Annotated in this window: 18 protein-coding genes; 9 read left to right on the top strand and 9 right to left on the bottom strand. The window is 68.5% G+C overall.

Annotated elements, in window-relative coordinates; translation table 11 throughout:
- The 4 genes from JWQ81_RS10235 to JWQ81_RS10220 form a co-directional block, all read left to right on the top strand.
- A partial coding sequence (locus tag JWQ81_RS10235; protein ID WP_297539986.1) for an HNH endonuclease signature motif containing protein occupies positions 1–614 on the top strand: 614 nt, incomplete at its 5' end.
- Positions 615–883: 269 nt separating this feature from the next.
- Positions 884–1843 (top strand): prolyl aminopeptidase, encoded by a 960-nt coding sequence (pip, locus tag JWQ81_RS10230; RefSeq protein ID WP_297539984.1) that lies wholly within the window; start codon positions 884–886, stop codon positions 1841–1843.
- Between the two features lie 83 nt (positions 1844–1926).
- On the top strand, positions 1927–2403 hold the full coding sequence (locus tag JWQ81_RS10225) for a MarR family winged helix-turn-helix transcriptional regulator (protein ID WP_297539982.1): 477 nt from the start codon (positions 1927–1929) through the stop codon (positions 2401–2403).
- A complete protein-coding gene (locus JWQ81_RS10220; RefSeq protein WP_297539980.1) occupies positions 2400–6233 on the top strand; it encodes an ABC transporter ATP-binding protein in 3834 nt (1277 codons plus the stop codon). The genes JWQ81_RS10225 and JWQ81_RS10220 overlap by 4 nt, the downstream gene beginning before the upstream one ends.
- Before the next feature lie 98 nt (positions 6234–6331).
- Here the strand turns inward: JWQ81_RS10220 and JWQ81_RS10215 are convergent, their stop codons facing one another.
- Complete coding sequence (locus JWQ81_RS10215) at positions 6332–6769, bottom strand: MarR family transcriptional regulator (protein WP_297539978.1); 438 nt, start codon at positions 6767–6769, stop codon at positions 6332–6334.
- A gap of 235 nt (positions 6770–7004) precedes the next feature.
- Between JWQ81_RS10215 and JWQ81_RS10210 the strand changes: the two genes are divergently transcribed.
- Positions 7005–7208 carry a cold-shock protein gene (locus tag JWQ81_RS10210; RefSeq protein ID WP_297539976.1) on the top strand — a complete coding sequence of 68 codons (204 nt, stop codon included), beginning with the start codon at positions 7005–7007 and terminating at the stop codon, positions 7206–7208.
- 76 nt (positions 7209–7284) lie between these two features.
- Here JWQ81_RS10210 and JWQ81_RS10205 read toward each other — a convergent pair whose 3' ends face one another.
- Both JWQ81_RS10205 and JWQ81_RS10200 read right to left on the bottom strand, forming a co-directional pair.
- A complete protein-coding gene (locus JWQ81_RS10205; protein ID WP_297539974.1) occupies positions 7285–8307 on the bottom strand; it encodes a cytochrome P450 in 1023 nt (340 codons plus the stop codon).
- Between the two features lie 152 nt (positions 8308–8459).
- Positions 8460–9434 (bottom strand): NmrA/HSCARG family protein, encoded by a 975-nt coding sequence (locus JWQ81_RS10200; RefSeq protein ID WP_297539972.1) that lies wholly within the window; start codon positions 9432–9434, stop codon positions 8460–8462.
- Between the two features lie 132 nt (positions 9435–9566).
- Here JWQ81_RS10200 and JWQ81_RS10195 point away from each other — a divergent pair, with 132 nt between their 5' ends.
- On the top strand, positions 9567–10400 hold the full coding sequence (locus JWQ81_RS10195; RefSeq protein WP_297539970.1) for a helix-turn-helix transcriptional regulator: 834 nt from the start codon (positions 9567–9569) through the stop codon (positions 10398–10400).
- A gap of 8 nt (positions 10401–10408) precedes the next feature.
- Here JWQ81_RS10195 and JWQ81_RS10190 read toward each other — a convergent pair whose 3' ends face one another.
- On the bottom strand, positions 10409–11341 hold the full coding sequence (locus JWQ81_RS10190) for a helix-turn-helix domain-containing protein (RefSeq protein WP_297539968.1): 933 nt from the start codon (positions 11339–11341) through the stop codon (positions 10409–10411).
- A gap of 129 nt (positions 11342–11470) precedes the next feature.
- Between JWQ81_RS10190 and JWQ81_RS10185 the strand changes: the two genes are divergently transcribed.
- From JWQ81_RS10185 to JWQ81_RS10175, 3 genes are all read left to right on the top strand, one after another.
- A complete protein-coding gene (locus JWQ81_RS10185; RefSeq protein ID WP_297539966.1) occupies positions 11471–12934 on the top strand; it encodes a benzaldehyde dehydrogenase in 1464 nt (487 codons plus the stop codon).
- Between the two features lie 149 nt (positions 12935–13083).
- Entirely contained in the window at positions 13084–17139 is a 4056-nt protein-coding gene (locus JWQ81_RS10180; RefSeq protein WP_297539964.1) for a bifunctional nitrate reductase/sulfite reductase flavoprotein subunit alpha, read from the top strand.
- Positions 17140–17188: 49 nt separating this feature from the next.
- Positions 17189–17878, top strand: coding sequence for a M24 family metallopeptidase (locus JWQ81_RS10175; RefSeq protein ID WP_297539962.1), 690 nt, complete (start codon positions 17189–17191; stop codon positions 17876–17878).
- A 19-nt stretch (positions 17879–17897) separates the two neighbouring features.
- Here JWQ81_RS10175 and lysX read toward each other — a convergent pair whose 3' ends face one another.
- From lysX to JWQ81_RS10150, 5 genes are all read right to left on the bottom strand, one after another.
- Positions 17898–21236: a bifunctional lysylphosphatidylglycerol synthetase/lysine--tRNA ligase LysX gene (lysX, locus tag JWQ81_RS10170; protein ID WP_297539960.1), complete on the bottom strand. Its 3339-nt coding sequence runs from the start codon at positions 21234–21236 to the stop codon at positions 17898–17900.
- A gap of 31 nt (positions 21237–21267) precedes the next feature.
- A complete protein-coding gene (locus JWQ81_RS10165; RefSeq protein WP_297539987.1) occupies positions 21268–21444 on the bottom strand; it encodes a DUF1345 domain-containing protein in 177 nt (58 codons plus the stop codon).
- A gap of 319 nt (positions 21445–21763) precedes the next feature.
- Positions 21764–22132: a DUF488 domain-containing protein gene (locus tag JWQ81_RS10160; protein ID WP_297539958.1), complete on the bottom strand. Its 369-nt coding sequence runs from the start codon at positions 22130–22132 to the stop codon at positions 21764–21766.
- Between the two features lie 83 nt (positions 22133–22215).
- Complete coding sequence (gene msrA / locus JWQ81_RS10155; RefSeq protein WP_297539956.1) at positions 22216–22740, bottom strand: peptide-methionine (S)-S-oxide reductase MsrA; 525 nt, start codon at positions 22738–22740, stop codon at positions 22216–22218.
- A gap of 190 nt (positions 22741–22930) precedes the next feature.
- The coding region (locus tag JWQ81_RS10150; protein ID WP_297539954.1) for an HNH endonuclease at positions 22931–23190 on the bottom strand (260 nt) is incomplete at its 5' end.

The raw sequence follows: 23190 nt of genomic DNA, 5'->3' as shown, positions 1-23190 counted from the left end.
CCCTCGACCCGTTGGCGAAGCCGCACTCGACGAAAGAGGAAGGCCGCGACACCCGCAGCCAATGGGAACGCCACGCCGACGCCCTCGTCGATCTGATCCGCCTCGCGATGACGGTGGACGAGATCCCCACCCATGGTGGTGATCGGGTGCATGTGGCGGTCACCGTGGACTTCGAGACGCTGAAGTCTGGGATCGGGGTGGCGATGCTCGACTTCGGTGGTGTCATCACCGCTGCGGAGGCACGGATGTTGGCGTGTGACTGCAAGGTGATTCCGGCCGTTCTCGGCATGAATAGTGAGCCGATGGATTTGGGGCGATCGAAGCGATTCATCACTCCCGGGCAACGCTGCCGTCTCGTCATGCGAGACCGCGGCTGCGCTTTTCCCGGTTGCAACAAGCACGCTAAACACACTGAGGGTCACCACATTGTTTTCTGGGCAGACGGTGGCAAAACAAACTACGAAAATCTCACCCTACTATGCGGACGCCACCACCGATTAATTCATTGTGGTGGTTGGGAAGTGCGGATGGGTGGTGACGGGAGACCGGACTTCATCCCGCCCGCTTATCTTGATCCGCTTCGAAGATCCAGGCGCAACACCTGCCACGTGTAACAGAATATCCCGTACCAGGGCTCGTGAGTGCCGCGACCGGATCATCCGGCCGTGACACTGACGAGCCCTGCTGCGTTCACGGCACAACAGCAACTCGCCGTCGGGTTGCGCACGCGCCGCAGCACTACTGAATCGGGGGTCCCCCGAGACGAATGGTAGCGGGCGCGGTGAGCCTCAGCAGCCTCAGTGGTCACGTCGGCACCGGTGGTACCGCGGCGTGACGGATGTGGCACTCGGATACGCATCGCGCGCCCTCGTAGGATCGACGGATGGTTGACTTCTATCCTCCGACGAGTCCCTACGACACGGGGTTTCTCGACACCGGAGACGGTAACCGTATCTACTACGAGCAGCTCGGTAGCCCTGACGGCAAGCCTGCCCTGGGCGTCCACGGTGGCCCGGGGGCGGGTGCGCCGCGACAGCCGACAAGGGCCTGGGATCCCGAGTGTTACCGGGTCATCCGCTTCGATCAGCGCAACTGCGGTCGCAGCACGCCGCACGCCAGCGACCCGGCGGCGGACATGAGCTTCAATACGACGCAGCATCTCATCGACGACATGGAACGGCTGCGCGAGCACCTGGGCATCGACAAGTGGTTGCTGAACGGCGGTTCCTGGGGCGTGACCCTCATCCTGGCGTACGCGCAGCAGCATCCTGAGCGGGTCAGCGAGATCGTTGTTCCGGCGGTGACGATGTGCCGCCGGTCCGAGCTCGACTGGCTCTACCGGGGCGCCGGGTTGTTCCACCCCGAGGCGTGGGATCGGTTCCGTGACGGTGTCCCCGAGGACGAGCGGGGCGGCGACTTGCTGGCGGCCTACGCGCGGCTGATGGAGAACCCGGACCGAGCCGTCCGGGAGAAGGCGGCGGCAGACTGGCTTGCCTGGGAGGACGCGGTCATCTCCCATGAGCCCAACGGCACGCCCGGCATGTACAGCGATCGGGAGATCGACGCGCAGATCGCGATGGTGCGGATCTGTGCCCATTTCTTCAGCAACGGCGCATGGCTGGAAGAGGATCAACTGCTGCGGAACGCCCACAAGCTGGCCGGGATCCCGGGGGTGCTGGTGCACGGCCGGCACGACATGGGCTGCCCGGTACAGACGCCGTGGGAGCTGGCGAAGGTGTGGCCGGACGCGCGCCTCCACATCATCGATGACTCCGGGCACGCCGGAAGTGACGCGATGTCCCAGACGAGCCGGACAGCCATCGAGGAGTTCAAGAACCGCTGACCGTGTGCTATGGGGTGCCTGACCGTGCTTGACCGGATTGCGAGGTTAGTTCGTCGGTCGAACTAGTTTGCTAGGCTCGGATCATGACGACCTCGCAGGCGGACGATCCGGCCGACCTAGACCGAACCCGGCCGGTGCAGGCTGTCCGCGGCCTGGCGCGGGTGTCCAGGGTGCTCGAACGGTCGTCGCCGGAGCTGAACCTCGCGCATTACCGCGTGCTGTCCGCCATCGCGTCGGGGGACGAACGCGCGTCGCGGGTGGCCGAGCGGCTGGCGCTGGGCAAGCCGACGGTGAGCGCGGCGGTCGACGTGTTCTGCCGCCGCGGTCTCGTCGTTCGTGGGGACGTCGACGGCGACCAGCGGGCCGCGTCGCTCTCGCTCACTTCCGAGGGCGAGTCCGTCCTTGCGCGGGTCGAAGCTGAGATGGTCGCGCGGATCACCGATCTCACCGCGCGCACCCCGGACGGCGCCCAGGTGATGGAGTCCCTCTCCTGGCTCGCCGCGGCGATCGACGAGACCATGGCCGAACGGCATGCCGCCGGCCGCCCGGAGACCCGATGACCGCGGCCGCCACCGCCAACACCAACACCACCACCGCTGAGCACACCGAACAGCGCTGGGTGCGCAGGCTGGGTGGTTACCTGTTCCGGCACCGGAGTGACGTGGTGACGGCCGTCGTCGCGGCAGTCCTGGGCAGCGCCTGCCAGACCGTGGTGCCGCTGCTCGAACGCGAGATCGTCGACGGGGTTATCCTCAGCCGCACCGCAACGCTGTGGCCTTGGCTCGTGTCGCTCATCGTGCTCGCGGCGGCCGGCTTCGGCTTTGCCTATCTGCGTCGGTACCGCGGCGGCAAGGTCGCGCTGGCGGTCCAGTACGACCTGCGCAACGACATGCACGCTCACCTGCAGCGCATGGACTTCGCCCACCTCGACGAGCTCCCGACCGGGCAGCTCGTCGCGCGCGCGAACTCCGATTCGACGCTGGTGCAGGGCCTGCTCAGCTTCCTGCCGATCATGAGCGGGAACGTCCTGCTGATGCTGCTCTCGCTGGTGGTGATGATCTTCCTCTCGCCACTGCTGGCGATCGTGAGCCTGATCGTCGCGCCGGCCCTGCTCGTGGTGTCCTACCGGATGCGCAAGCGTGTCTTCCCGGCCACGTGGGACGCGCAGCAGCGTGAGGGCGACGTCGTCCAGATCGTGGACGAGGACGTCAACGGCGTCCGCGTGGTGAAGGCCTTCGGCCAGGAGCACCACGAGCTGGAACGGGTCGCGGACGCCTCGGGCACGCTCTACGGCGCGCAGATGCGGGCTGTTCGCCTGACCTCGCGCTACCAGCCGCTGTTGCAGGCGATCCCGTCGATCGGGCAGGTGGCCATCCTCGCGTTCGGCGGCTGGCTCGCACTGCGGCACCAGCTGAGCCTGGGCACGTTTCTCGCGTTTTCGACCTATGTAGCCCAATTGATGGCGCCGGCGCGCCAGCTCGCAGGGGTGCTCTCGATCGCGCAGCAGGCCCGCGCCGGGGTCGAGCGGATCTTCCAGCTGCTCGACCTGCGCCCGGCGATCGAGAATCCGCCGGACGCGGTCGAACTGGACACAGTGGACGGTTCGGTCACCTTCGACGACGTCCATTTCGGCTATGACGGCGAGACCGAGGTGCTCACCGGGTTCGACCTGCACATCGAGGCAGGGGAGCGGGTCGCGATCGTCGGCCCGAGCGGCAGCGGTAAGACCACCGCGACGATGCTGGTGTCCCGCTTCTACGATCCGGACTCCGGCACGGTCCGGGTCGACGGACACGACGTGCGGTCCGTGACGCTGTCTTCGTTGCGCAGCAGGGTCGGTGTCGTCTTCGAGGAGAGTTTCCTGTTCTCCGACACCATCGGCGCGAACATCGCCTACGGCCGTCCTGACGCCACCGCCGAGCAGGTCGAGGCCGCCGCCCGGGTCGCCGAGGCGCACGGGTTCGTCGGCGAGTTGCCGCGCGGGTACGACACCGTCGTCGGTGAGCGGGGCCTGTCCCTGTCCGGCGGGCAGCGTCAGCGCATCGCGCTCGCGAGGGCGATCCTGAGCGACCCGCGCATCCTGATCCTCGACGACGCGACCAGCGCCGTCGACGCGAAGACCGAGGAATCGATCAACGTGGCCCTGCGCAGCGTCATGGCGGGCCGGACCACCCTTCTGGTGGCGCACCGCCGTTCCACGCTGCACCTCGCCGACCGGATCGTCGTGCTCGACGGCGGGCGGGTGGCCGACCAGGGCACGCACGAGGAGCTGTTCAAGCGCAGCGCGGTCTACCGGACGCTGCTGACCGGGCTCGAGGAATCGGCCGCGGAAGAAGCCGGTGGCAGTATCGAGGCACTCTCCGGCGGCACCACGGAGTCCGCTTGGAACGGTGGCGGACCCGAAGCCCGCCGCTTCGCTTCACGCACCATCGGCGCGCCGAGCATGGGCGCGGGGCTCGGCCGGGGGAGCGGTGGGAGCTGGCGGATGAGCCTCGCACCGACGCCGGAGCTGCTGGAGCGCGTGGCCGCGTTGAAGCCGATACACGACGTCGCCGGAGTCGACCTGGACGCGGAATCCCGGCAGCAACGCGGTTTCACCCTGCCGAAGCTGCTGCGGGAGTTCCGTAAGCCGCTGCTGCTCGGTCTGTTGCTGGTTGTGCTCGACGCGCTCGCGACCCTCTCCGGGCCGGTGCTGGTGAAGACCGGTATCGACAACGGGGTCGCGGTCGGGGCCGAGGCGGTACTGTTCACCGCGTCGGCGATCTTCCTCGTGGTCACCCTCGCCGACCTGATCGTCGAGGTCGGCGAGACGTTCGTGACCGGCCGGGCCGCGCAACGCGTGATGTTGTCGCTGCGCATCCGGATCTGGGCCCAGCTGCAACGGCTTTCGCTCGACTACTACGAGCGCGAGATGGCCGGGCGGATCATGACCCGGATGACCACCGACGTCGACCAGTTCGAGTCGCTGATCCAAAACGGACTGCTGTCAGCGCTGGTCTCCTTCGTGACGTTCGCCGGGGTCGGTGTCGCGCTCGTGGTGTTCGACACCGAACTCGGCCTGCTCACGCTGAGCATCGTCGTCCCACTCGCGATCGCCACGGTGATCTTCCGGCGCCGCGCGGCGAAGCTGTACAACCTCGCGCGGGACCGTGTCGCGATCGTCAACGCCGATTTCCAGGAAAGCCTTTCCGGCGTGCGGGAATCGCAGGCGTTCGTGCACGAGGCCGAGACCGTCCGCCGGTTCCGCCGCCTCGGCGGCGACTACCTCGAAGCGCGGGTCGGTGCCCAGCGGCTCGTCGCGACCTACTTCCCGTTCGTGCAGTTTCTGTCGGCCGGCGCGGACGCGATCGTGCTCGGCGTCGGGGCGGGCCTGATCCATTCCGGTCACCTGACCTCGGGTGCCCTGATCGCGTTCATCCTCTACGTGGACATGTTCTTCTCCCCGATCCAGCAGCTGTCGCAGGTGTTCGACTCCTGGCAGCAGACGCGCATCTCGGTGAGCCGGATTTCGGACCTGATGCGCCTCGAGACGCTCACCCCGCCCGCCGCGGACCCGGTGACGCCAGGTCGGCTGCGCGGCGCGGTGAAGCTCGACGACGTCCACTTCTCGTATCCTGTCCAGTCGGACGGGCCGGGCGACCGGACAGGGCCGGCCGACGCCAGGTTCCTGGAGGGTTCGGAAGGCTGGCCCGCTAAGGCTCCCGAAGCGCTGCAGGGCGTGAGCCTGTCGATCGCGGCGGGGGAGACGGTCGCTCTGGTCGGCGAGACGGGGGCGGGGAAGTCGACCGTGATCAAGCTGCTGGCGCGCTTCTACGACGCGGATTCGGGCACCGTGTGCGTCGACGGACTGGACCTGCGTTCACTCGATCTGCCGGCGTATCGGAGTCAGCTCGGCTACGTCCCGCAGGAGGCGTTCCTGTTCACCGGGACCGTCCGCGACAACGTCGCCTACGGCCGGCCCGAAGCGTCCGACGCCGAGGTGGAAGCCGCGGCGAGGGCTGTCGGTGCGCACGAGTTCGTCGCCGCCCTGCCCGGCGGGTACCTGCATCGGATCTCCGAACGCGGCCGGTCGCTCTCGGCCGGGCAGCGCCAGCTCATCGCGCTGGCCCGAGCCGAACTGGTCGATCCGGCGCTCCTGCTGCTCGACGAGGCGACGTCGAACCTCGACCTCGCGACCGAGGCCAAGGTCGCCGAGGCCATGCAGCGCCTGTCGCACGGCCGCACCACGATCGTCATCGCGCACCGGCTGCAGACCGCGCGTGCGGCCGATCGCATCGTGGTCCTCGCCCGCGGCCGGGTCGCGGAAGTCGGCAGCCACGACGAGCTGCTCGCACGAGATGGCCGCTACGCGTCGATGTGGCAGGCCTTCGAGCTCACCACGGTCGCCTAGCCAGGCACTTTTGTACTTTTGTGCACTGGTTGAGCATTCAACCAGTGCACAAAAGTGGCTCCACCACCACCGCAACTCGCCGTCGAGTTGTGCCCGCCCTAGGGGTGGGTCAGCCGTCGGAGCAGGACGAGCGCGTCGTTGATCGTGTCGCGTTCGGCTTCGGTGTAGCGGTCGTTGAGGGCGTTGGCCAGCCATTCGTCGCGAGTCTGGCGGCCGTCGTGGAGCGTTTCCCGGCCACGCTGGCTCAACGAGACCAGCTGACGACGGCCGTCTCCGGGGTCGGGGCGACGCTGGATCAGGCCCCGCTCGTGGAGCGCGGCGAGGATCGAAGCCATCGACTGCGGGCGGACCCGCTCGGCGGCCGCGAGGTCGCTGGCCGAAACATCGCTTTTCTGGTCCAGCCGGCTCAGGACTGAGACCTGGCCGGGGGTGAGTTCGAAGGTGTCGTACACCTCCTTGGCCCGGCGGCGCACACGGCTGACGAATACCCGCAGGTCACGGGCGGTTTTGGCCGCCGAGTCGGCGATCTCCTCCATGCCGCCAAGCTAGGATCTTCAGCTGAGACTGTCAAGTTTCAGCTGAACAGTTTGCCTGTGGTTCGTGCCCCAGTAGTTGGACTCGCGGCCGTACGTAGTTGACACGCGGAACCCCGGGGTTGAGGCTTGCTGTTGTTACGGCGATCGCAGATAGATGTCTTCCGAACTCGGGTGGCAAACCTCGGCGTTGATTTCTCGTGGTGACGACTCAGTTCGGCTAAAGGGAGTTTCAGGCATGGCTCAGGGCAGTGTTAAGTGGTTCAACGGCGAAAAAGGCTTCGGATTCATCGCTCAGGATGGTGGTGGTCCTGACGTCTTCGTGCACTACTCGGAGATTCAGGGCACCGGTTTCAAGTCCTTGGACGAAGGACAGCGCGTGGAGTTCGAGATCGGCCAGGGCCAGAAGGGTCCGCAGGCTCAGGGCGTCCGCGCCATCTGAGTAATCCGTGAAGAGGTGGCCGCAACCCGTGAGGGTTGCGGCCACCGCTTCGGTTAGTGCTCTTACCAGCTGGGTCTTACCAGGTGACGGGCAGTTTGCCTGGTGCGCGGGCGACCATCTGGGCTTTCCATTCGAGCTCGCCGGCGACGCGCAGTGTGGGCATCTTCGCCAGTAGTGCGCCCAGGGCTTCCTGGAGTTCGAGCCTGGCCAGTGGCGCACCGAGGCAGTGGTGGAGGCCGTGCCCGAAGCAGATGTGGCCGTTGTCGGCCCGGCCGAGGTCGATCTTGTCGGGCTCGGGGAACTTCAGTGGGTCGCGGTTCGCCGCGCCGGTCGAGACGAGTACCGGCTCGCCCTTGCGGATCAGCGTGCCGCCGACCTCGACGTCCTCGGTGGCGTACTGCGGGAACATCGCGCCGGCGCTGAGCGGGACGTAGCGCATGAGCTCCTCGACGGTGCTCGGAATCAGCTTCGGATCGGCCACCAGTGCGTCCCACCGCTCACGGTCGTGCTGCAGCAGGTAGACGAAGTTGCCGATCTGCGACGCGGTGGTCTCGTGTCCCGCGGCCAGGATCGTCAGGCAGATGTCGACGAGTTCGGTGTCGTTCAGCTGGTCTCCCGCGTCACGCGCCTGGGTCAATGCGGTGATCAGGTCGTCTTCGGGCTTTTCGCGGCGCAGTTTGATCAGCCCGGCCACGTACGCGAGCATCGCGTCGACGTTCGCCCTGACTTCCTCGGCGGATACGGCGCCGAACGTCATCGCCTTGTCGTTCCAGCCCCGGAACGCGGGCTGGTCCGCTTTCGGCACGCCCAGCATGTCGCAAATCGCGATGATCGGGATCGGTAGCGCGTACGCCTCGACGAGGTCCATCGTGTCGCCCGTGGCCATGGCGTGGTCGAGCAGGGACTCTGCGAGCTCCCGGATCTTCGGCCGCAGGGCCTCCACGCGGCGCATGGTGAACGCCTTGGCGACCAGCGTGCGCACGCGGGTGTGATCGGGTGCGTCACTCTGGATCAGGGTGGGCACCACCTTGGACGGCAGGAACCTGGGCGAATCGCGGTCGAACGCCGCGGCGGGGCTGAACCGCTTATCGGTGAGCACGAACCGGGCCTCGGTGTGTCGGGTGACCAGCCAGGCGGGCTCTCCGTGGGGTGGCTGAACCCAGACCGGCCGCCCGTGTTCCAGTCGTCAAGGTAACCGGGGATGCGCGAAGAGTCACCGGGCAGAGATGGCGCCCCTGCCCGGTGACGTGGTCAGCTGAGCGCTAGCTCGCTCTTGTGCTCGTCCAGCCACGAATCGAGGGACCGGAGTGCGGGGTTGAGCTCGCGGACCAGGCCAAGATCCCGAGCGCCGACGAAATAGTCGGAGGCGTCGGCGTAGAACTGGAACATATTCGCGATTTCGAGTGCCCCGGGCTGTCCGGACGCCCGCACCTCGTCGTGGGTCGGCGGTCGGTAGGTCACCTTTTCGCCGAGCGCGGCGGTGAACTTGTCGGCGAGTTCGGCGCCGGTCGCGTGGGTGCCCGCGATGCTCACCGTCCTGCCGACAAACTCCTCGCCGCGGCGGAAGATGCCGAGCGCGCTCTTCCCGATGTCGTCGGCCGCGACGAGCGACATCACCTTGTCGTCCATCGGGTTGGTCAACACCAGCTCGCCGTTCTCGTCGCGGTGCGGGCCCTGTCCGACGAGGAACGCCTCGTAGTAGAAAGTGGTCTGCAGGAAGGTGGTCGGCACGCCGAGGTCGGTGAAGGCCGCGTTCGCCTCACCCTTCGCGTCGAAGTGCGGCACCTTGTAGCCGTCGAAGACGTCCGGGACGACGCTGCCGAGCCGCTCGAAGTGTGGCCGGGTGTCCTCAAGAGTGGACCAGACCACGTGCTTGAGGCCCGCGTCCTTCGCGGCGCGTGCCGCGGTCGCGGCCTGGTCGAGCTCCATGGTGGCGCGAGTCCGGGCCTGCTCCTCTTCCGGCGTCCGCTGGACCCAGTAGTTCGTGACCACGAACGCGCCGTACGCGCCGTCGAAGGCCCGGCGAACACTCGCTTCGTCGTCGAGATCGGCCTCGACCACTTCGGCGCCCTGCGCGGCGAATTCCCGCGCCTTGGCCGAGCCGGCGTCCCTCGTGAGTGCCCGCACGGTGAAGGGCCCCGCCGGATCGGCCAGGATCGCCCGAACCAGACCGCCGCCCTGCGAACCGGTCGCGCCCACCACCGCGATGATCAACTTGTCGGACATCGGTACTCCCGTCGTGTCGAATAATTTCGTCTTCCACCACGTTGACCCGAAGATCAGGGACGCGCCTTCCCCTGCGGTGGGTACCCATGGCAGGGGAAGGCAGCGGCTGCCGGCCGACGAGAAGATGGACACATGAGCGAGCAGAGGAACACTGCGGGGGAACTCGGGGACTTCCTGCGGACGCGTCGTGCGGCGCTGTCTCCGGCCGCGAGCGGCGTGCCGACCTACGGGTCACCGCGTCGCGTTCCCGGACTGCGGCGCGAAGAAGTCGCGCAGCTGGCGGGCGTCAGCGTCAACTACTACACCCGCATCGAGCAGGGTGAGAGCCATCAGATGTCGGACTCGGTGATGGAAGCGATCGCCAACGCGCTGCAGCTCGGCGCGGACGAACGGCAGCACCTGCTGCGGCTGGCCTGGCCCGCGCAGGTGGTGCAGCGCTCCGCAGGCCCGGAGCAGATCCGGGAATCGGTGAGGGCGCTGGCCGAGAGCAACACGGACCAGGCGGCGATCATCGTGGGCCGCCGCACGGATGTGCTCGGTGGCAACCGGCTCGGGTTCGCGTTGGTGGGGCTGCGGCCGGAGCAGCGGCCGAACATGGCGAAAGAGATGTTCCTCGAACCCGCGATGCGCGACCTGCTGGTGGACTGGGCGGGCGAGGCTCGCAACACTGCGGCCTATCTACGCAACGCCTCCAGCGAGCGGCCGGACGACCCGCTGCTCGCCGAGCTGATCGGTGAGCTGAGCATCAAGAGCCCCGAGTTCGCGCGGATCTGGGCCACCCACCCGGTTGGCGAGTGCCTGCACGCCGTTCGCGAGTACAACCATCCACTCGTCGGACAGCTGACGTTGAACGAGGAAAGCCTGCGGCTGCCCGATGATCCCGGCCAGCGACTGATCTTCAGCGGCGCCGCGGCGGGCAGCAGCTCCGCCGAACGCCTCCGCCTGCTTGACTCGCTTGTCTCCTGAAGGGCGCGTTACTCGCGTGCTTCGGATGGGCTTTGCCCATACTCCGCCCGGAAAACGCGGCTGAAGTGCGCCGCGTCGACGAAGCACCAGCGCGCCGCGATCACGGCGACACTGCGGTTGGCCAGTAGCGGGTCGCGCAGGTCGCGCCGGACCGCTTCGAGGCGGAGGTGGCGGATGGAGCCGGTCACCGTATGCGGCTCGGTTTCGAACAGCCTGTTCAGCGTGCGCGGCGACATTCCGTGTGCGGCGGCGACGGTGGCGCGGGACAGCCGCGGGTCGGCCAGATGCTGCTGGACGTAGGCCATCACCTGGGCGCGCAGGGTGTCCGGGATTTCGGCGATCGACGTCGACGCGTACTCGCTGAGGGTGCCGGCCAGCAGGCTCAGCCCGGCGTCTCCGAGCCGTGCCGCGGGCGTGCCGCCGAGGTGGTCGAGCTGGGTCACCGCGGTCGAAACGAACTCGGCGAGCACCGCGCCAGGGCCGTGGGTGGCCGAGTACTTCCGTTCCATCGCACGGGTTGTCGCGCCGCGGGGGAGGCCGAGCGCGTCGCGCGGGAACACCATCACCGCCGACGTCCAGTCCTGTTCGAGGCGGAGCGCATACGGGTGGCCGGTGTCGTACACCGCGAGTTGGCCGGGTTCCAGGACGATCTCGCGGCCGTCCTGCACGACCGTGGCACGGCCGCGCACCTGGACGCAAACCTTGAGCAGGTCGGACGGGGCGCCGCGAACCGCGCTGGTCGACCGCCGGACGATCTGCGGCGAGCCGGACACCTCGAAGACGCCGATCTCACCGAGCAGCGAGCCGCTCAGTTCGCCGGAAGGCACCGAAGTTTCCGCGGTTTGCATCCGTTCGGGAGTCAGCTCGCTGAAGGCGGACCCGAGCCGGTGACGCCAGGCTTCGCCGTGGTCGTACGGCGCGCGCACCACGGATGCGGTCATGGTTCTCACCTGAGCACTGGGTCGTCGCTGACCTGATCAGGCTAACACCGTGACCCGCATAGTCAACGCGGTCGCGAGCGGCCCGGTCAGGCTTGACGGCACTGGTTCCGACCGCAGGAGGACAGCGCCATGGCCGAACTACTCAGTGGCAGCGACTGGCAGGGCAGGATTTTCAGCGACGGCTGGGCCAAGGCCCACGGCGGCGTGCACTCCAGTGTCGAACCGGCAACGGGTGAGGTCCTCGCCGAGTTCGGGCTCGCCGACGCCGAGGACGTGGCGACCGCGGTCGAGCGGGCCGCCGCGGCGCAGCCCGAGTGGGCGGCGACCCCGGGCCCGATCCGCGCCACGCTGATCCGCCAGGTCGCCCGGATGCTCGAAGCCAACCGCGGCGAGTTCGAGCGTTGGCTCATCCGGGAAGGCGGCGCGGTCGCGGGCAAAGCGGCGTTCGAGGTCGACCTGGTACTCGCCGAGCTGTGGGAGGCCGCGGCGCTGCCGACCCAGCCGTGGGGCCACCTGCTGCCGACCAGCGAGGCAGGCCGGGAGAGCATCGCCCGCCGGGTCCCGCTCGGGGTCGTCGGCGTGATCAGCCCGTGGAACTTCCCGCAGATCCTGTCGATGCGTGCGGTCGCTCCGGCACTCGCGCTCGGCAACGCCGTTGTCCTCAAACCGGACATCCAAACCGCGGTGTCCGGCGGTGTGTTGATCGCGAAGCTCTTCGAAGCCGCCGGATTGCCCGATGGACTCCTGCACGTCCTACCGGGCGACGCCGAACCAGGACGTGCCCTGACCGAGCATCCGGGTGTCGCCGGGATCTCGTTCACCGGCTCCACCGCGGTCGGACGCGATGTCGGCGCCGCGGCCGGCCGCAGCCTCAAGCGGGTGAGTCTCGAACTCGGCGGCAACAACGCGCTGATCGTGCTGGATGACGCCGACCTCGACGTGGCCAGCTCGGCCGGGGCGTGGGGCGCGTTCCTGCACCAGGGCCAGGTCTGCATGACCGCCGGACGGCACATCGTGCTCGCCTCGGTCGCCGACGAGTACCTCGAGCGGCTGGCCACGCGGGCGTCGAACCTCCCGGTGGGCGACCCCCACACCGGCCAGGTCGCGTTGGGCCCGCTGATCAACGCGCGCCAGCTCGCCAACGTCGACCGGATCGTGCGGGAGACCGTCGACGCCGGCGCCGAACTCCGCACCGGCGGGACCCACGAGAACCTGTTCTACCGGCCGACCGTGCTGGCCGGGGTCACCGCGCAGATGCCCGCCTACCGGGAGGAGATCTTCGGCCCGGTCGCGCCGGTCGTGGTGGTGCAGGACGAGGACGAGGCCGTCGCGGTCGCCAACGACACCGAGTACGGCCTGGTCGCGGCGATCCAGACCGGGTCGTTGGAGCGCGGCCGCGCGGTGGCCGACCGGCTGCGCACCGGCATCGTCCACGTCAACGACCAGACCCTCAACAACGACGCCTACGCGCCGTTCGGGGGCACCGGCGCGTCCGGCAACGGCACCCGCTTCGGCTCCCAGAGCAGCTGGGACGAGTTCACCACCTGGCAGTGGCTGACGCTGCGGAAAGAGGCACACGGCTTCCCGTTCTAGCGGGTTCCGGTCGCGCCGGGCCATCGGTCCCACGTCCGGTCGGCGTGGGACGTGCGGTCGATGTAACGGCGCGACCGTAGCGGTGTCATGTCGTCGTAACCTGAGGTTCTTAGCGTGCCGAGGACCAGGAGAGCGACGGAAGGGCACCCTTGAGCGCGCCGGAAAAGAGCACCGCGGTGAAGACGGTGTGCTCCTACTGCGGGGTGGGCTGCGGGATCGTGCTCGACGTCACCGCCGCCGACGGGCTCCCGGTGGTCAAGGTGTCGGGCGATCGGACGCATCCGGCGAACTCCGGCCGGTTGTGCACCAAGGGCGCGACCGGCGCCGACCTGCTGGCGGCGCCCGGCAGGCTGGCCACCGCCCTGATGCGCGAGACCCGCGATGCCGAGCCGGTGCCGTGCGGAGTCGACGAGGCGATCACCGCCACCGCGAAGCGGCTGCGCGAGATCCTGGACGTGCACGGGCCCGACGCGCTGGCGTTCTACGTGTCCGGCCAGATGACGCTGGAAGCGCAGTACCTGGCGAACAAGCTCGCCAAGGGGTTCGTGCGGACCAACCAGATCGAGTCGAACTCGCGGCTGTGCATGGCCAGCGCGGGCACCGGCTACAAGCTGTCGCTGGGCTCCGACGGGCCGCCCGGGTCGTACGACGACTTCGACCACGCCGACGTCTTCTTCGTCATCGGCGCCAACATGGCCGACTGCCACCCGATCCTGTTCCTGCGGCTGCTCGACCGGGTCAGGAAAGCCGGCGCGAAGCTGATCGTGGTCGACCCTCGCCGCACCGCCACCGCCGCCAAGGCCGACCTGTTCCTGCAGCTCAAGCCCGGTACCGACCTCGCGCTGCTCAACGGCCTGCTGCACCTGCTGGTCGAGAACGGCGACGTCGACCAGGAGTTCATCGCGGAGTTCACCGACGGCTGGGACGGGATGCCCACCTTCCTGCGCGACTATCCGCCTGCCGTCGTCGCGGAGATCACCGGTCTCGCCGAGGACGACCTCCGCCTCGCCGCGCGCTGGATAGGTGAGGCCGGCGAGTGGATGAGCTGCTGGACCATGGGACTGAACCAGAGCACCCACGGGACCTGGAACACCAACGCCCTGTGCAACCTGCACCTGGCCACCGGCGCGATCTGCCGCCCCGGCAGCGGCCCGTTCTCGCTGACCGGTCAGCCGAACGCGATGGGCGGCCGGGAAATGGGCTACCTGGGACCGGGCCTGCCCGGCCAGCGCTCGGTGCTCGTCGCCGAAGACCGCCGGTTCGTCGAAGAGCTGTGGGGGCTGCCGCCCGACACCGTGCGCACCGACGTCGGCACCGGCACCATCGACCTGTTTTCGAAGCTGGCCGAGGGCCGGATCAAGGCGTGCTGGGTCATCTGCACCAACCCGGTCGCTTCGGTCGCCAACCGCAAGACCGTCATCGAGGGACTGGAAGCCGCCGAGCTGGTCATCACCCAGGACGTCTTCACCGAGACCGAGACCAACGCCTACGCCGACGTCGTACTGCCCGCCGCGATGTGGGTCGAGGGCGAAGGCATCATGATCAACTCCGAGCGAAACCTCACTCTGGTGCGGCCGGCCGTGCCGCCGCCCGGCGCCGCCCTACCGGACTGGCAGCTCATCGCGCGGGTCGCCTGCGAAATGGGGTACGCGGACGCCTTCACCTACAGCTGCGTGGAAGAGGTGTTCGAAGAGCTCAAGGGCGCGTGGAACCCGAAAACCGGGTACGACCTGCGCGGGGTGACCTACGAACGGCTCCGCGACACCCCCGTCCAGTGGCCCAGCGCGTCCGCCGAGGGCAGTGCCCGCAACCCGATCCGGTACCTGAACGACGGCGTGAGCCAGCAACCGGGGATCCGCGCCGACGGCACCCGGCCGCGGCTGTGGTTTCCGGCTTCCGAGGGGCGGGCCGTGTTCTTCCCGCGTCCGCACCTGCCCGCCGCGGAGCTGCCGGACGACGACTACCCGTTCGTGCTGAACACCGGCCGCCTGCAGCACCAGTGGCACACGCTGACCAAGACCGGCAAGATCGAGAAGCTGACCAAGCTCAACCCCGGTCCGTTCGTGGAGATCCACCCGTCCGACGCCGAGCGGCTGGGCGTAACCGAGGGCGATTCAGTCGAGGTCGCGTCCCGGCGTGGCCGCGCGGTCCTGCCCGCGGTCCTCACCGATCGAGTGCGGCCTGGCACCACGTTCGCCCCGTTCCACTGGAACGACCTGTTCGGCGAGTACCAGAGCATCAACGCCGTCACCAACGACGCCGTCGACCCGATCTCGTTCCAGCCGGAGTTCAAGGTCTGCGCGGTCACCTTGACCAAGGTCGCCGTCACGCGGCAGGCGGAACCTGAAGTTCCCGCTACCGGCGGAGTGGGCTTGACCGGGGTGTTCGGCGTCGAGGACGTCGTCGCGCCGGAGTTCACCGAAGTGCAACGCCGTTTCCTGGCCGGTTTCGTCGCGGGCCTGGGCACCGCGCCGGTCGAGGACGGCGTCGTCCCGATCTTGCCGCCGCACGCGCCTTTCTCGGCCGATACCGCACAGTGGGTCAACGGGGTACTCGCCGGGAGGTTCTCCCGTGGCGGTGGTGGACCCGCCGAACCTACCGGGCGGGCCGTGGGTGCCCCGGCACGGGAACTCCTCGTGCTGTGGGCATCGCAAACCGGCAATGCCGAAGAGTTCGCTGCGGGCGTCGCAGCCGCACTGGCCGGTGTCGGCCATCGGCCGAAGGTCGCCTGCATGGCCGACTGCGCCCCAGGGTCCTTGCCGCGCAACGCAGATCTGCTGCTGGTGAGCAGCACGTTCGGTGACGGCGAAGCCCCGGACAACGGGTCCGGCTTCTGGGAGCAGCTGTCCGGGGCAGAGGCCGACTCGCTCGCCGGGACGCGGTACGCCGTCCTCGCGTTCGGCGACGACAACTACGACGACTTCTGCGGGCACGGCCGGCGACTCGACGAGAAACTCGGCGACTTGGGCGCCGAACGGTTGGCGGCCAGAGTCGACTGCGGTCCCGACTACGACGAGCCGGCGAGGCGATGGCTCGACCAGGTCGTAGCTGCACTGGCAGGAACCCCCGACACGGCGACGGCCGCACCCGCCGGGCCGGAGGTGCACGACGTGACCCTGGTGGGGAATCGGCTGCTCAGCCTGCCGGGTGCCGAGAAGGAGGTCCGGCAGTTCACTTTCGACCTCGGTGAGACCGGGTTGTCCTACGAGACTGGCGACGCGCTCGGCGTGTGCCCGGAGAACAGCGCCGAGCTGGTGCGGGAATGGCTGGCTGTCACCGGGCTCGACCCGGCTGAGCGGGTCGACGTCCCGGGCGTCGGCGTGACGTGCTTCGCCGACGCGCTGCGGTTGAACCTGGAAATCGCCAAGATCACGCCCGGCCTCCTGCGCTTCCTCGCCGAGCGGAGCCAGGACCGGGACCTGAAGACCTTGCTGCGGCCGGACAACAAGAGCGAACTGGCGAAGTGGACCTGGGGGCGGCAGGCGGTGGACCTCGTCGCGGAAGTCGGTGTCCGCGCGTCCGCGCAGGACTGGGCCGGGGTGTTCAAACGGCTGCAGCCCCGGCTGTATTCGATCTCGTCCAGCCCGATGACCGACCACCGGCAGGTGAGCCTGACCGTCTCGGTGGTCCGGTTCGACAACCCGGCCGGGCGGCGCCGGCTCGGCGTGTGTTCGACCTACCTCGCGGACGCTCCGATCGGTTACCCGGCGTCGGTGTTCGTCCAGCGTTCCCCGCACTTCCGCCCGCCCGCCGATCCCGCGACGCCGATGGTGATGATCGGGCCCGGCACCGGGGTCGCCCCCTTCCTCGGGTTCCTCGACCACCGCCGTGCCCGCGGCGACAGCGCCGCGAACTGGCTGTTCTTCGGTGAACAGCGCCAGGCCACCGACTTCTACTATCGCGACGAACTCGACCGGCTGCGGCAGGACGGCGTGTTGAGCAGGCTCGACCTCGCGTTCTCGCGCGACCAGCGGGCGAAGGTCTACGTCCAGGACCGCATGCGTGAGCACGGTGCGCACCTGTGGTCCTGGCTGCAGGATGGCGCGCACGTCTACGTCTGCGGTGATGCCGGGCGGATGGCGAAGGACGTCGACCGGGCCCTGCGCGACGTCGTCGCTGTCCACGGCCACCTCGGCGCCGACGAAGCCGACGTTTACGTCAAACGCCTCGCCGCCGAGAAGCGCTATGTCCGCGATGTGTACTGAAGGCACTCTTTAGAGGCGCCCGACAGAGGTCGCCTTATAGAGTCTGGGTATGTACGACGAACCCACGCGTGTGGCCCGGCTGCTGGACGCCGAGGCGAAAGCGGTCGAACTGTTCGCCGAGGTCGAAGCCCGCGGCCTGATCGCTCCGGGGCGTGGCGAGCGCGACGTCAGTGACGACATCCGGGACCTCGCCGGCGAACTGCTCGGGGTGAAACGGTACTGGCACAAGCGGATCGTGCGGGCCGGGCCGAACACCCTGCACCCGTACAAGGAGAACCCGCCCGACCGGATCCTCGGTGAGGACGACATCGTCTTCGCCGATTTCGGGCCGCTCTTCGAGGAGTGGGAGGCCGACTTCGGCCGCACCTTCGTCCTCGGCGAAGACCCGGTCAAACAGCGGCTGCGTGACGACCTCCCGGTGATCTTCGAAGCCGGCCGCCAGTACTTCGAGGACAACCCGGACATCACCGGGGAGCAGCTGTTCGCCGAGGTCGTCCGGCTGACCGAGAAGGCGGGCTGGGAGTACGGCGGACCGCATTCCGGGCATCTCGTGGGGGAGTTCCCGCACGAGAAGATCGACGGCGACCAGATCGAGTTCTACATCACCACCGGCAGCGACCGGCCGATGCGGCGTGAAGACCGCTCCGGCCGGATCTGCCATTGGATCCTCGAGATCCACCTCGTCGACCGCGAACGCGGCTTCGGCGGCTTCTACGAACAACTGCTCGACCTGGGTTGATTTCTCAGGGTGTGACTTCTTAGGGGCGGACCAGCGGGAACAGCAGGGTCTCCCGGATCGACGTGCCGGTCAGCAGCATAATCAGCCGGTCGACACCGATCCCGAGACCGCCGGTGGGCGGCATCGAGTATTCCAGCGCGGTGAGGAAGTCCTCGTCCAACTCCATCGCCTCGGCGTCGCCGCCGGCGGCCAGCAGCGACTGCGCGGTCAGCCGCCGGCGCTGTTCGGCCGGGTCGACCAGCTCGGAGTACGCGGTCCCGATCTCGGTCCCCTCGACGACGAGGTCCCAGCGCTCGGCCAGCAGCGGGTCCTCGCGGTGCTGCCGGGTCAGCGGGGACACGTCGGTCGGGAAGTCGGTGTAGAAGGTCGGCCCGGTGGTCTTTTCCTCCACCAGGCGTTCGTAGAGTTCCAGCACGATCGCGCCGCGGCCCCAGGCGGGATTGTGCGGCACACCGGCGAGTTCGCACAGCGCACGCAGACGCTGTTCCGTGGTCGCTGTCGTGATTTCCTCGCCGAGTGCCTCGGAGATCGCGGTGTTGACTGGGATCACCGGCCAGTCCCCGCTGAGGTCGAGTTCACCGCTCGGACGTACGGCGGCCTCGCGGCCGTTGGCGGCGACGGCCGCCGCCTTGATGAGGTCCTGGCACCGGTGACGCATGATGTTGTAGTCGGCGTAGGCCTCGTACGCCTCCAACATGGTGAATTCCGGGTTGTGCTTGTAGGAGACCCCTTCGTTGCGGAACGTGCGGCCCAGCTCGAAAACACGTTCCACCCCGCCGACACACAGCCGCTTGAGGTACAGCTCCGGCGCGATGCGCAGATACAGCCGCATGTCGTAGGCGTTGATGTGGGTGGTGAACGGGCGGGCGTTGGCGCCACCGTGCACAGGCTGCAGGATCGGCGTTTCGACCTCGAGATAGTCCTCGCCGATCAGCGTCTGCCGGAGCGCGTTCACCGCAGCGGACCGGGCTCGCAGCAGGTCGCGCGCTTCCGGCCGGACGACGAGGTCCAGATAGCGCTGCCGTACCCGGGCCTCGGGGTCGGTCAGGCCGCCGCGCTTGTCCGGCAGCGGGCGCAGGCATTTTGCGGCCAGCTCCCAGCCGGTGGCGAGTACGGACAGCTCGCCGCGACGGGACGTGACGACTTCCCCGCTGACCGAGACGTGATCACCGAGGTCGACGTCGGTGCGCCAGCGTCCGATCCCGTCCTCGCCGGTGTCTCCCGAGGTGAGCATGACCTGCACGTCACCGGACCAGTCGCGCACGGTCGCGAAGCACAGTTTCCCGTGGTCACGCAACCGCACCACCCTCCCGGCGACCGCGACGACCTCGCCCGTCCGCGTGTCGGGCGTGAGCTGGGGGAAACGCCCGGCCAGCGACGCGGCCGTCGTGTCGCGGGACACGAGCACTGGATACGGGTCGCCGCCGCGCTCGCGGATCCGGTCAACTTTGGCCAGCCGGATCCGGACCTGCTCGGGCGCGGTGGCGTACCCGTCGGGAACGGGTGCCGTTTCCACATGGCTTTCCAGGAGGCCTTCGAAGGTCCTGGGTTCGGCGAGCATCGCGGCGTACTTCTTCGAAGGCGACGAACTGCCGACGAATCCTTCCGCGATGGCTGAAGCCAGCCCGACTTTCGCCAGGTCACGGCGATCCCCGTAGACGAGGAACCGGGGTTCCCAGCGCGGCCGGTACTTCACGTTCGAGCGGTACAGCGATTCGAGCTGCCACCACCGCGAGAAGAACAGCAGCAGCCCACGCCACGCCCGCAGCACCGGGCCGGCGCCGATGCGGGCACCGTCCTCGAACACCGACCGGAACACCGCGAAGTTCAGCGAGATCCGGCGCACCCCCAGCTGCGGGGCGCCGGCCGCGATCGCACTGACCATGAACTCCATCAACCCGTTGTCCGCCTTGCGATCGCGGCGCATGAGGTCGAGTGACAATCCGGTGTGGCCCCACGGCGCGAACGAGAGCAGCGCCGCGACGTCGCCCTCGCCGTTGACGGCTTCGACCAGCACACAGCGGCCGTCGGACGGGTCGCCGAGGCGGCCCAACGCCATCGAGAACCCGCGTTCGGTTTCGGTGTCGCGCCAGAGTTCGGCGAGTCGGATCGCTTCGGTGAGCTCGTCGGCCGGGATGTCGGCGTGCCTTCGGATCCGCGTGGTGTACCCGGCGCGCTCGACCCGGTTGACCGCCTGCCGGACCGGCCGCATGTCCGGGCCGTCGAGGGTGAACCCCTCGACCGCCAGAATGGCTTCGTCACCGAGCTGGATCGCCTTCAACCCGGCTCGCGCGTATGCCTCAGCGGCCTCTTCGCTCGCGCCCATCACCGCCGGGCTCCAGGTGAACTCTCGGCACTCCGCCAGCCACTTGGCGATCACCGGGTCCCAGGAATCGGGATCGCCGAGCGGGTCCCCGCTGGCCAGGCACACCCCGGCGACCACGCGGAAGGTGATCGCGGAAGTGCCGTTCGGAGCGAACACCGCGGCTTTGTCGCGCCGGGTGGCGAAGTACCCGAGCGAGTCCCGTTCGCCGTGCTCGGCGAGCAGCCGCCGGATCGCGAGCTCGTCGTCGACGCCCAGCATCGACGCCGCCAGCTGAGACCGGAACAGCACGAACAGGGTGATGAACAGCGAGCCCGCGCCGAGCAGCGACAGGATGAGGTTCACCCATCCCGGGGCGTTCCCGAGCCGGTTGATGTCGAGGTTGACCGCGCCGCCGAGCACCTGCTCCGCCGCCCAGTTCCAGCGGTCGCCGGCGGCGGTCAGCGAACCGGGGAACAGGTTCACCAGTAGGCCGCCGAGCAGGACCGAGACCGCCATGAGCCCGACGAACAGGGCGGCGGCTTTGCGGACAGCGGCTTTGCGGGTGCGGCCGTAGAACTGCCGTTTGGCCGCGAGCAGCATCACCAGCGCGACCACGGCGATGACAAGGCTGGTAACCAGCGAGACGCCTTCCCACCGGGTCAGGGCCAGCGGGTTGCCGTCGTCGTCGACGAGGACTTCGTCGGGCACGAACAGCAGGAAGGCTCCGAACAAGGCGAGTGCGGCGACGTCGACCAGGAGCACCGCCATCAGCACCAGCCGTGCCGCACGCTTGCGCCGCGACAGCCCACCTGCCAGCACCACGAGGAAGAGTCCGTAGGCCAGGTTCGCCGGCGCGGGGAAGATCGCGTTGTCGACGAACTGGCGCACCGGCTGGAACCCGCGGCCGAACGCCGTGTTCAGCGCCGCGAGCACGCAGAGCACCGCGATCAGCGCCAGCGCCGTGGCGAACACGCGCGGGGCGTGGCGCAGCGGCGACCGCTCACCCGGTCCGCGTCCTGCCGTTTTCGCGGTCGTGGCCGCCTGCGTCACCATCGGTTCCCGCCCTCTGTCCACTGGGTCCTGTTCATTTCGCGGCACCGCTGATCACCCCGATCGCGATGCCGAGGATCGCCGTGTTGTAGAAGAACGAAAGCACACTGTGGCCGAGCACCAGTGAGCGCACCCCGGAGCTGCGAACCTCCACATCGGACACCGCGAACGACGTCCCGGGGGTGAACGAGAAGTAGGCGAACTCGAGCAGGCCCGGTCGCTTGGTTCCGGGGAATGCCAGCGGCGGCTCGTCGAGGTTGTCGCAGAACTGACGCGTAACGCTCCGCGTAGCCGAAGTGCAGGATCAGCGTCGAGGCCGTCGGGATCAGCACGATGGCCAGGCCCGCGCTGATCCCGACGAAGCTGCCATCGGATCACCAGATAAATGACGGCGGCAAGGTCCCAGCACCCGAGGATCACCACGTCGATCAGCGCCGAATCCAGAGGCCGCACGAGGGAGACGATCCCGAGCAGGATCAGGCTGACCTCGACCAGCCGGGAGAAGCCCCGGCCAAGCACTCTGGGCACGCTTAGGAGGCGTTGGTCAGTAGACCGGCGAGCACGGTCGCGTGGCTGATCGGGACCGCCTTGGTCGCGGTCAGCAGGGTCAGCTTTCCCGCGCGGCCGATTTCCGCCAACTTGTCCAACGCGGCGGCCCGGCCCGGTTCCTCGAGCTCGGCCAGGTACCGCTGGGTGAACTGCTCGAACCGAGCTGGGTCGTGGGCGTACCAGGTTCGCAGGTCGGCCGACGGTGCGACTTCCCGGCACCAGTCGTCGAGTGCGGCGACGTCCTTCGCGAGGCCGCGTGGCCACAGCTTGTCGACCAGCACGCGAGTTCCGTCGTCCGGCCCCGCCGGGTCGTAGACGCGTGCCACGCGCACCTCGGTGCCGGGGTTCATCGCGTCATTCTGCGGTGTCGGGTCCGATGCCGCTACTCGCAGTGGCCGGGCTGGGTACCCGGCCACCGCGGTGGGTCACCGGGTCACTGGCCGGTGGCGGCTGTCTTGGCCTTGGGCAGCTTCCAACCGGGCCGGACGAAGTGGCAGGTGTAGCCGTTCGGGATGCGCTCGAGGTAGTCCTGGTGCTCGGGCTCGGCCTCCCAGAAGTCTCCCGCCTTGGTCACCTCGGTGACGGCCTTGCCAGGCCACAGGCCGGAGGCGTCGACGTCGTTGATGGTGTCCTCGGCGACTTGCTTCTGCCCGTCGGTGGTGTAGAAGATGGCCGATCGATAGCTGGCTCCGATGTCGCCGCCCTGCCGGTTCTTCGTGGTCGGGTCGTGCACCTGGAAGAAGAACTCGAGCAGCGTCCGGAAGTCGGTTGCCTCAGGGTCGTAGACGACTTCGATCGCCTCGGCGTGGCTCCCGTGGTTGCGGTACGTCGCGTTCGGGGTGTCCCCGCCCGAGTAGCCGACCCGGGTGGACACGACTCCGGGCTGCCGGCGGAACAGGTCTTGCATGCCCCAGAAACAGCCACCGGCCAGGATTGCCTTTTCGGTCGGTGTCGGCATACCGCCACCCCTTCTCTGTTGACTGTGTTCGCTGTTGACTGTGGACAGCTTCCGAGATCATCGTACGCCCGTTCCGACGGCCGCCCAGGCAGGGGAAACCCTGCTCGGAGCGCTGAACTGCGGCCCGGCTCGGCGGTGTCCAGCCAGCCGTGGCGGCGATCACGTCGCCACGGCCAGCGAGTCACCCGAATCACGCTGCGTGCTCGTAGGGCCGGTCGTGTGCGGTGTTGCGGATCGGTTTCTGTTCCTGATCCAGCCACTTCGGCGGGATGAACTCCGGCACCCCGTCCACCATCCGCATCGACCAATCCGAATGATGCAACTGCCGATGGTGGTAATCACAGAGCAGCGTGAGATTGCCGAGGTTGGTGAGCCCGCCGTCCACCCACGCCACGACATGGTGCGCCTCGCAGAACCGTGGGGGCCGGTGACAGCCGGGGTGGGCGCAGC

Source organism: Amycolatopsis sp. (assembly GCF_025464955.1).
Classification (GTDB): domain Bacteria; phylum Actinomycetota; class Actinomycetes; order Mycobacteriales; family Pseudonocardiaceae; genus Amycolatopsis.
This window is presented reverse-complemented; position numbering and strand designations above follow the sequence as displayed.

Coding starts and splice junctions, on each gene's coding strand:
- pip (WP_297539984.1), top strand. CDS start 884: ATGGTTGACTTCTATCCTCCGACGAGTCCCTACGACACGGGGTTTCTC.
- JWQ81_RS10225 (WP_297539982.1), top strand. CDS start 1,927: ATGACGACCTCGCAGGCGGACGATCCGGCCGACCTAGACCGAACCCGG.
- JWQ81_RS10220 (WP_297539980.1), top strand. CDS start 2,400: ATGACCGCGGCCGCCACCGCCAACACCAACACCACCACCGCTGAGCAC.
- JWQ81_RS10215 (WP_297539978.1), bottom strand. CDS start 6,769: ATGGAGGAGATCGCCGACTCGGCGGCCAAAACCGCCCGTGACCTGCGG.
- JWQ81_RS10210 (WP_297539976.1), top strand. CDS start 7,005: ATGGCTCAGGGCAGTGTTAAGTGGTTCAACGGCGAAAAAGGCTTCGGA.
- JWQ81_RS10200 (WP_297539972.1), bottom strand. CDS start 9,434: ATGTCCGACAAGTTGATCATCGCGGTGGTGGGCGCGACCGGTTCGCAG.
- JWQ81_RS10195 (WP_297539970.1), top strand. CDS start 9,567: ATGAGCGAGCAGAGGAACACTGCGGGGGAACTCGGGGACTTCCTGCGG.
- JWQ81_RS10190 (WP_297539968.1), bottom strand. CDS start 11,341: ATGACCGCATCCGTGGTGCGCGCGCCGTACGACCACGGCGAAGCCTGG.
- JWQ81_RS10185 (WP_297539966.1), top strand. CDS start 11,471: ATGGCCGAACTACTCAGTGGCAGCGACTGGCAGGGCAGGATTTTCAGC.
- JWQ81_RS10175 (WP_297539962.1), top strand. CDS start 17,189: ATGTACGACGAACCCACGCGTGTGGCCCGGCTGCTGGACGCCGAGGCG.
- lysX (WP_297539960.1), bottom strand. CDS start 21,236: ATGGTGACGCAGGCGGCCACGACCGCGAAAACGGCAGGACGCGGACCG.
- JWQ81_RS10160 (WP_297539958.1), bottom strand. CDS start 22,132: ATGAACCCCGGCACCGAGGTGCGCGTGGCACGCGTCTACGACCCGGCG.
- msrA (WP_297539956.1), bottom strand. CDS start 22,740: ATGCCGACACCGACCGAAAAGGCAATCCTGGCCGGTGGCTGTTTCTGG.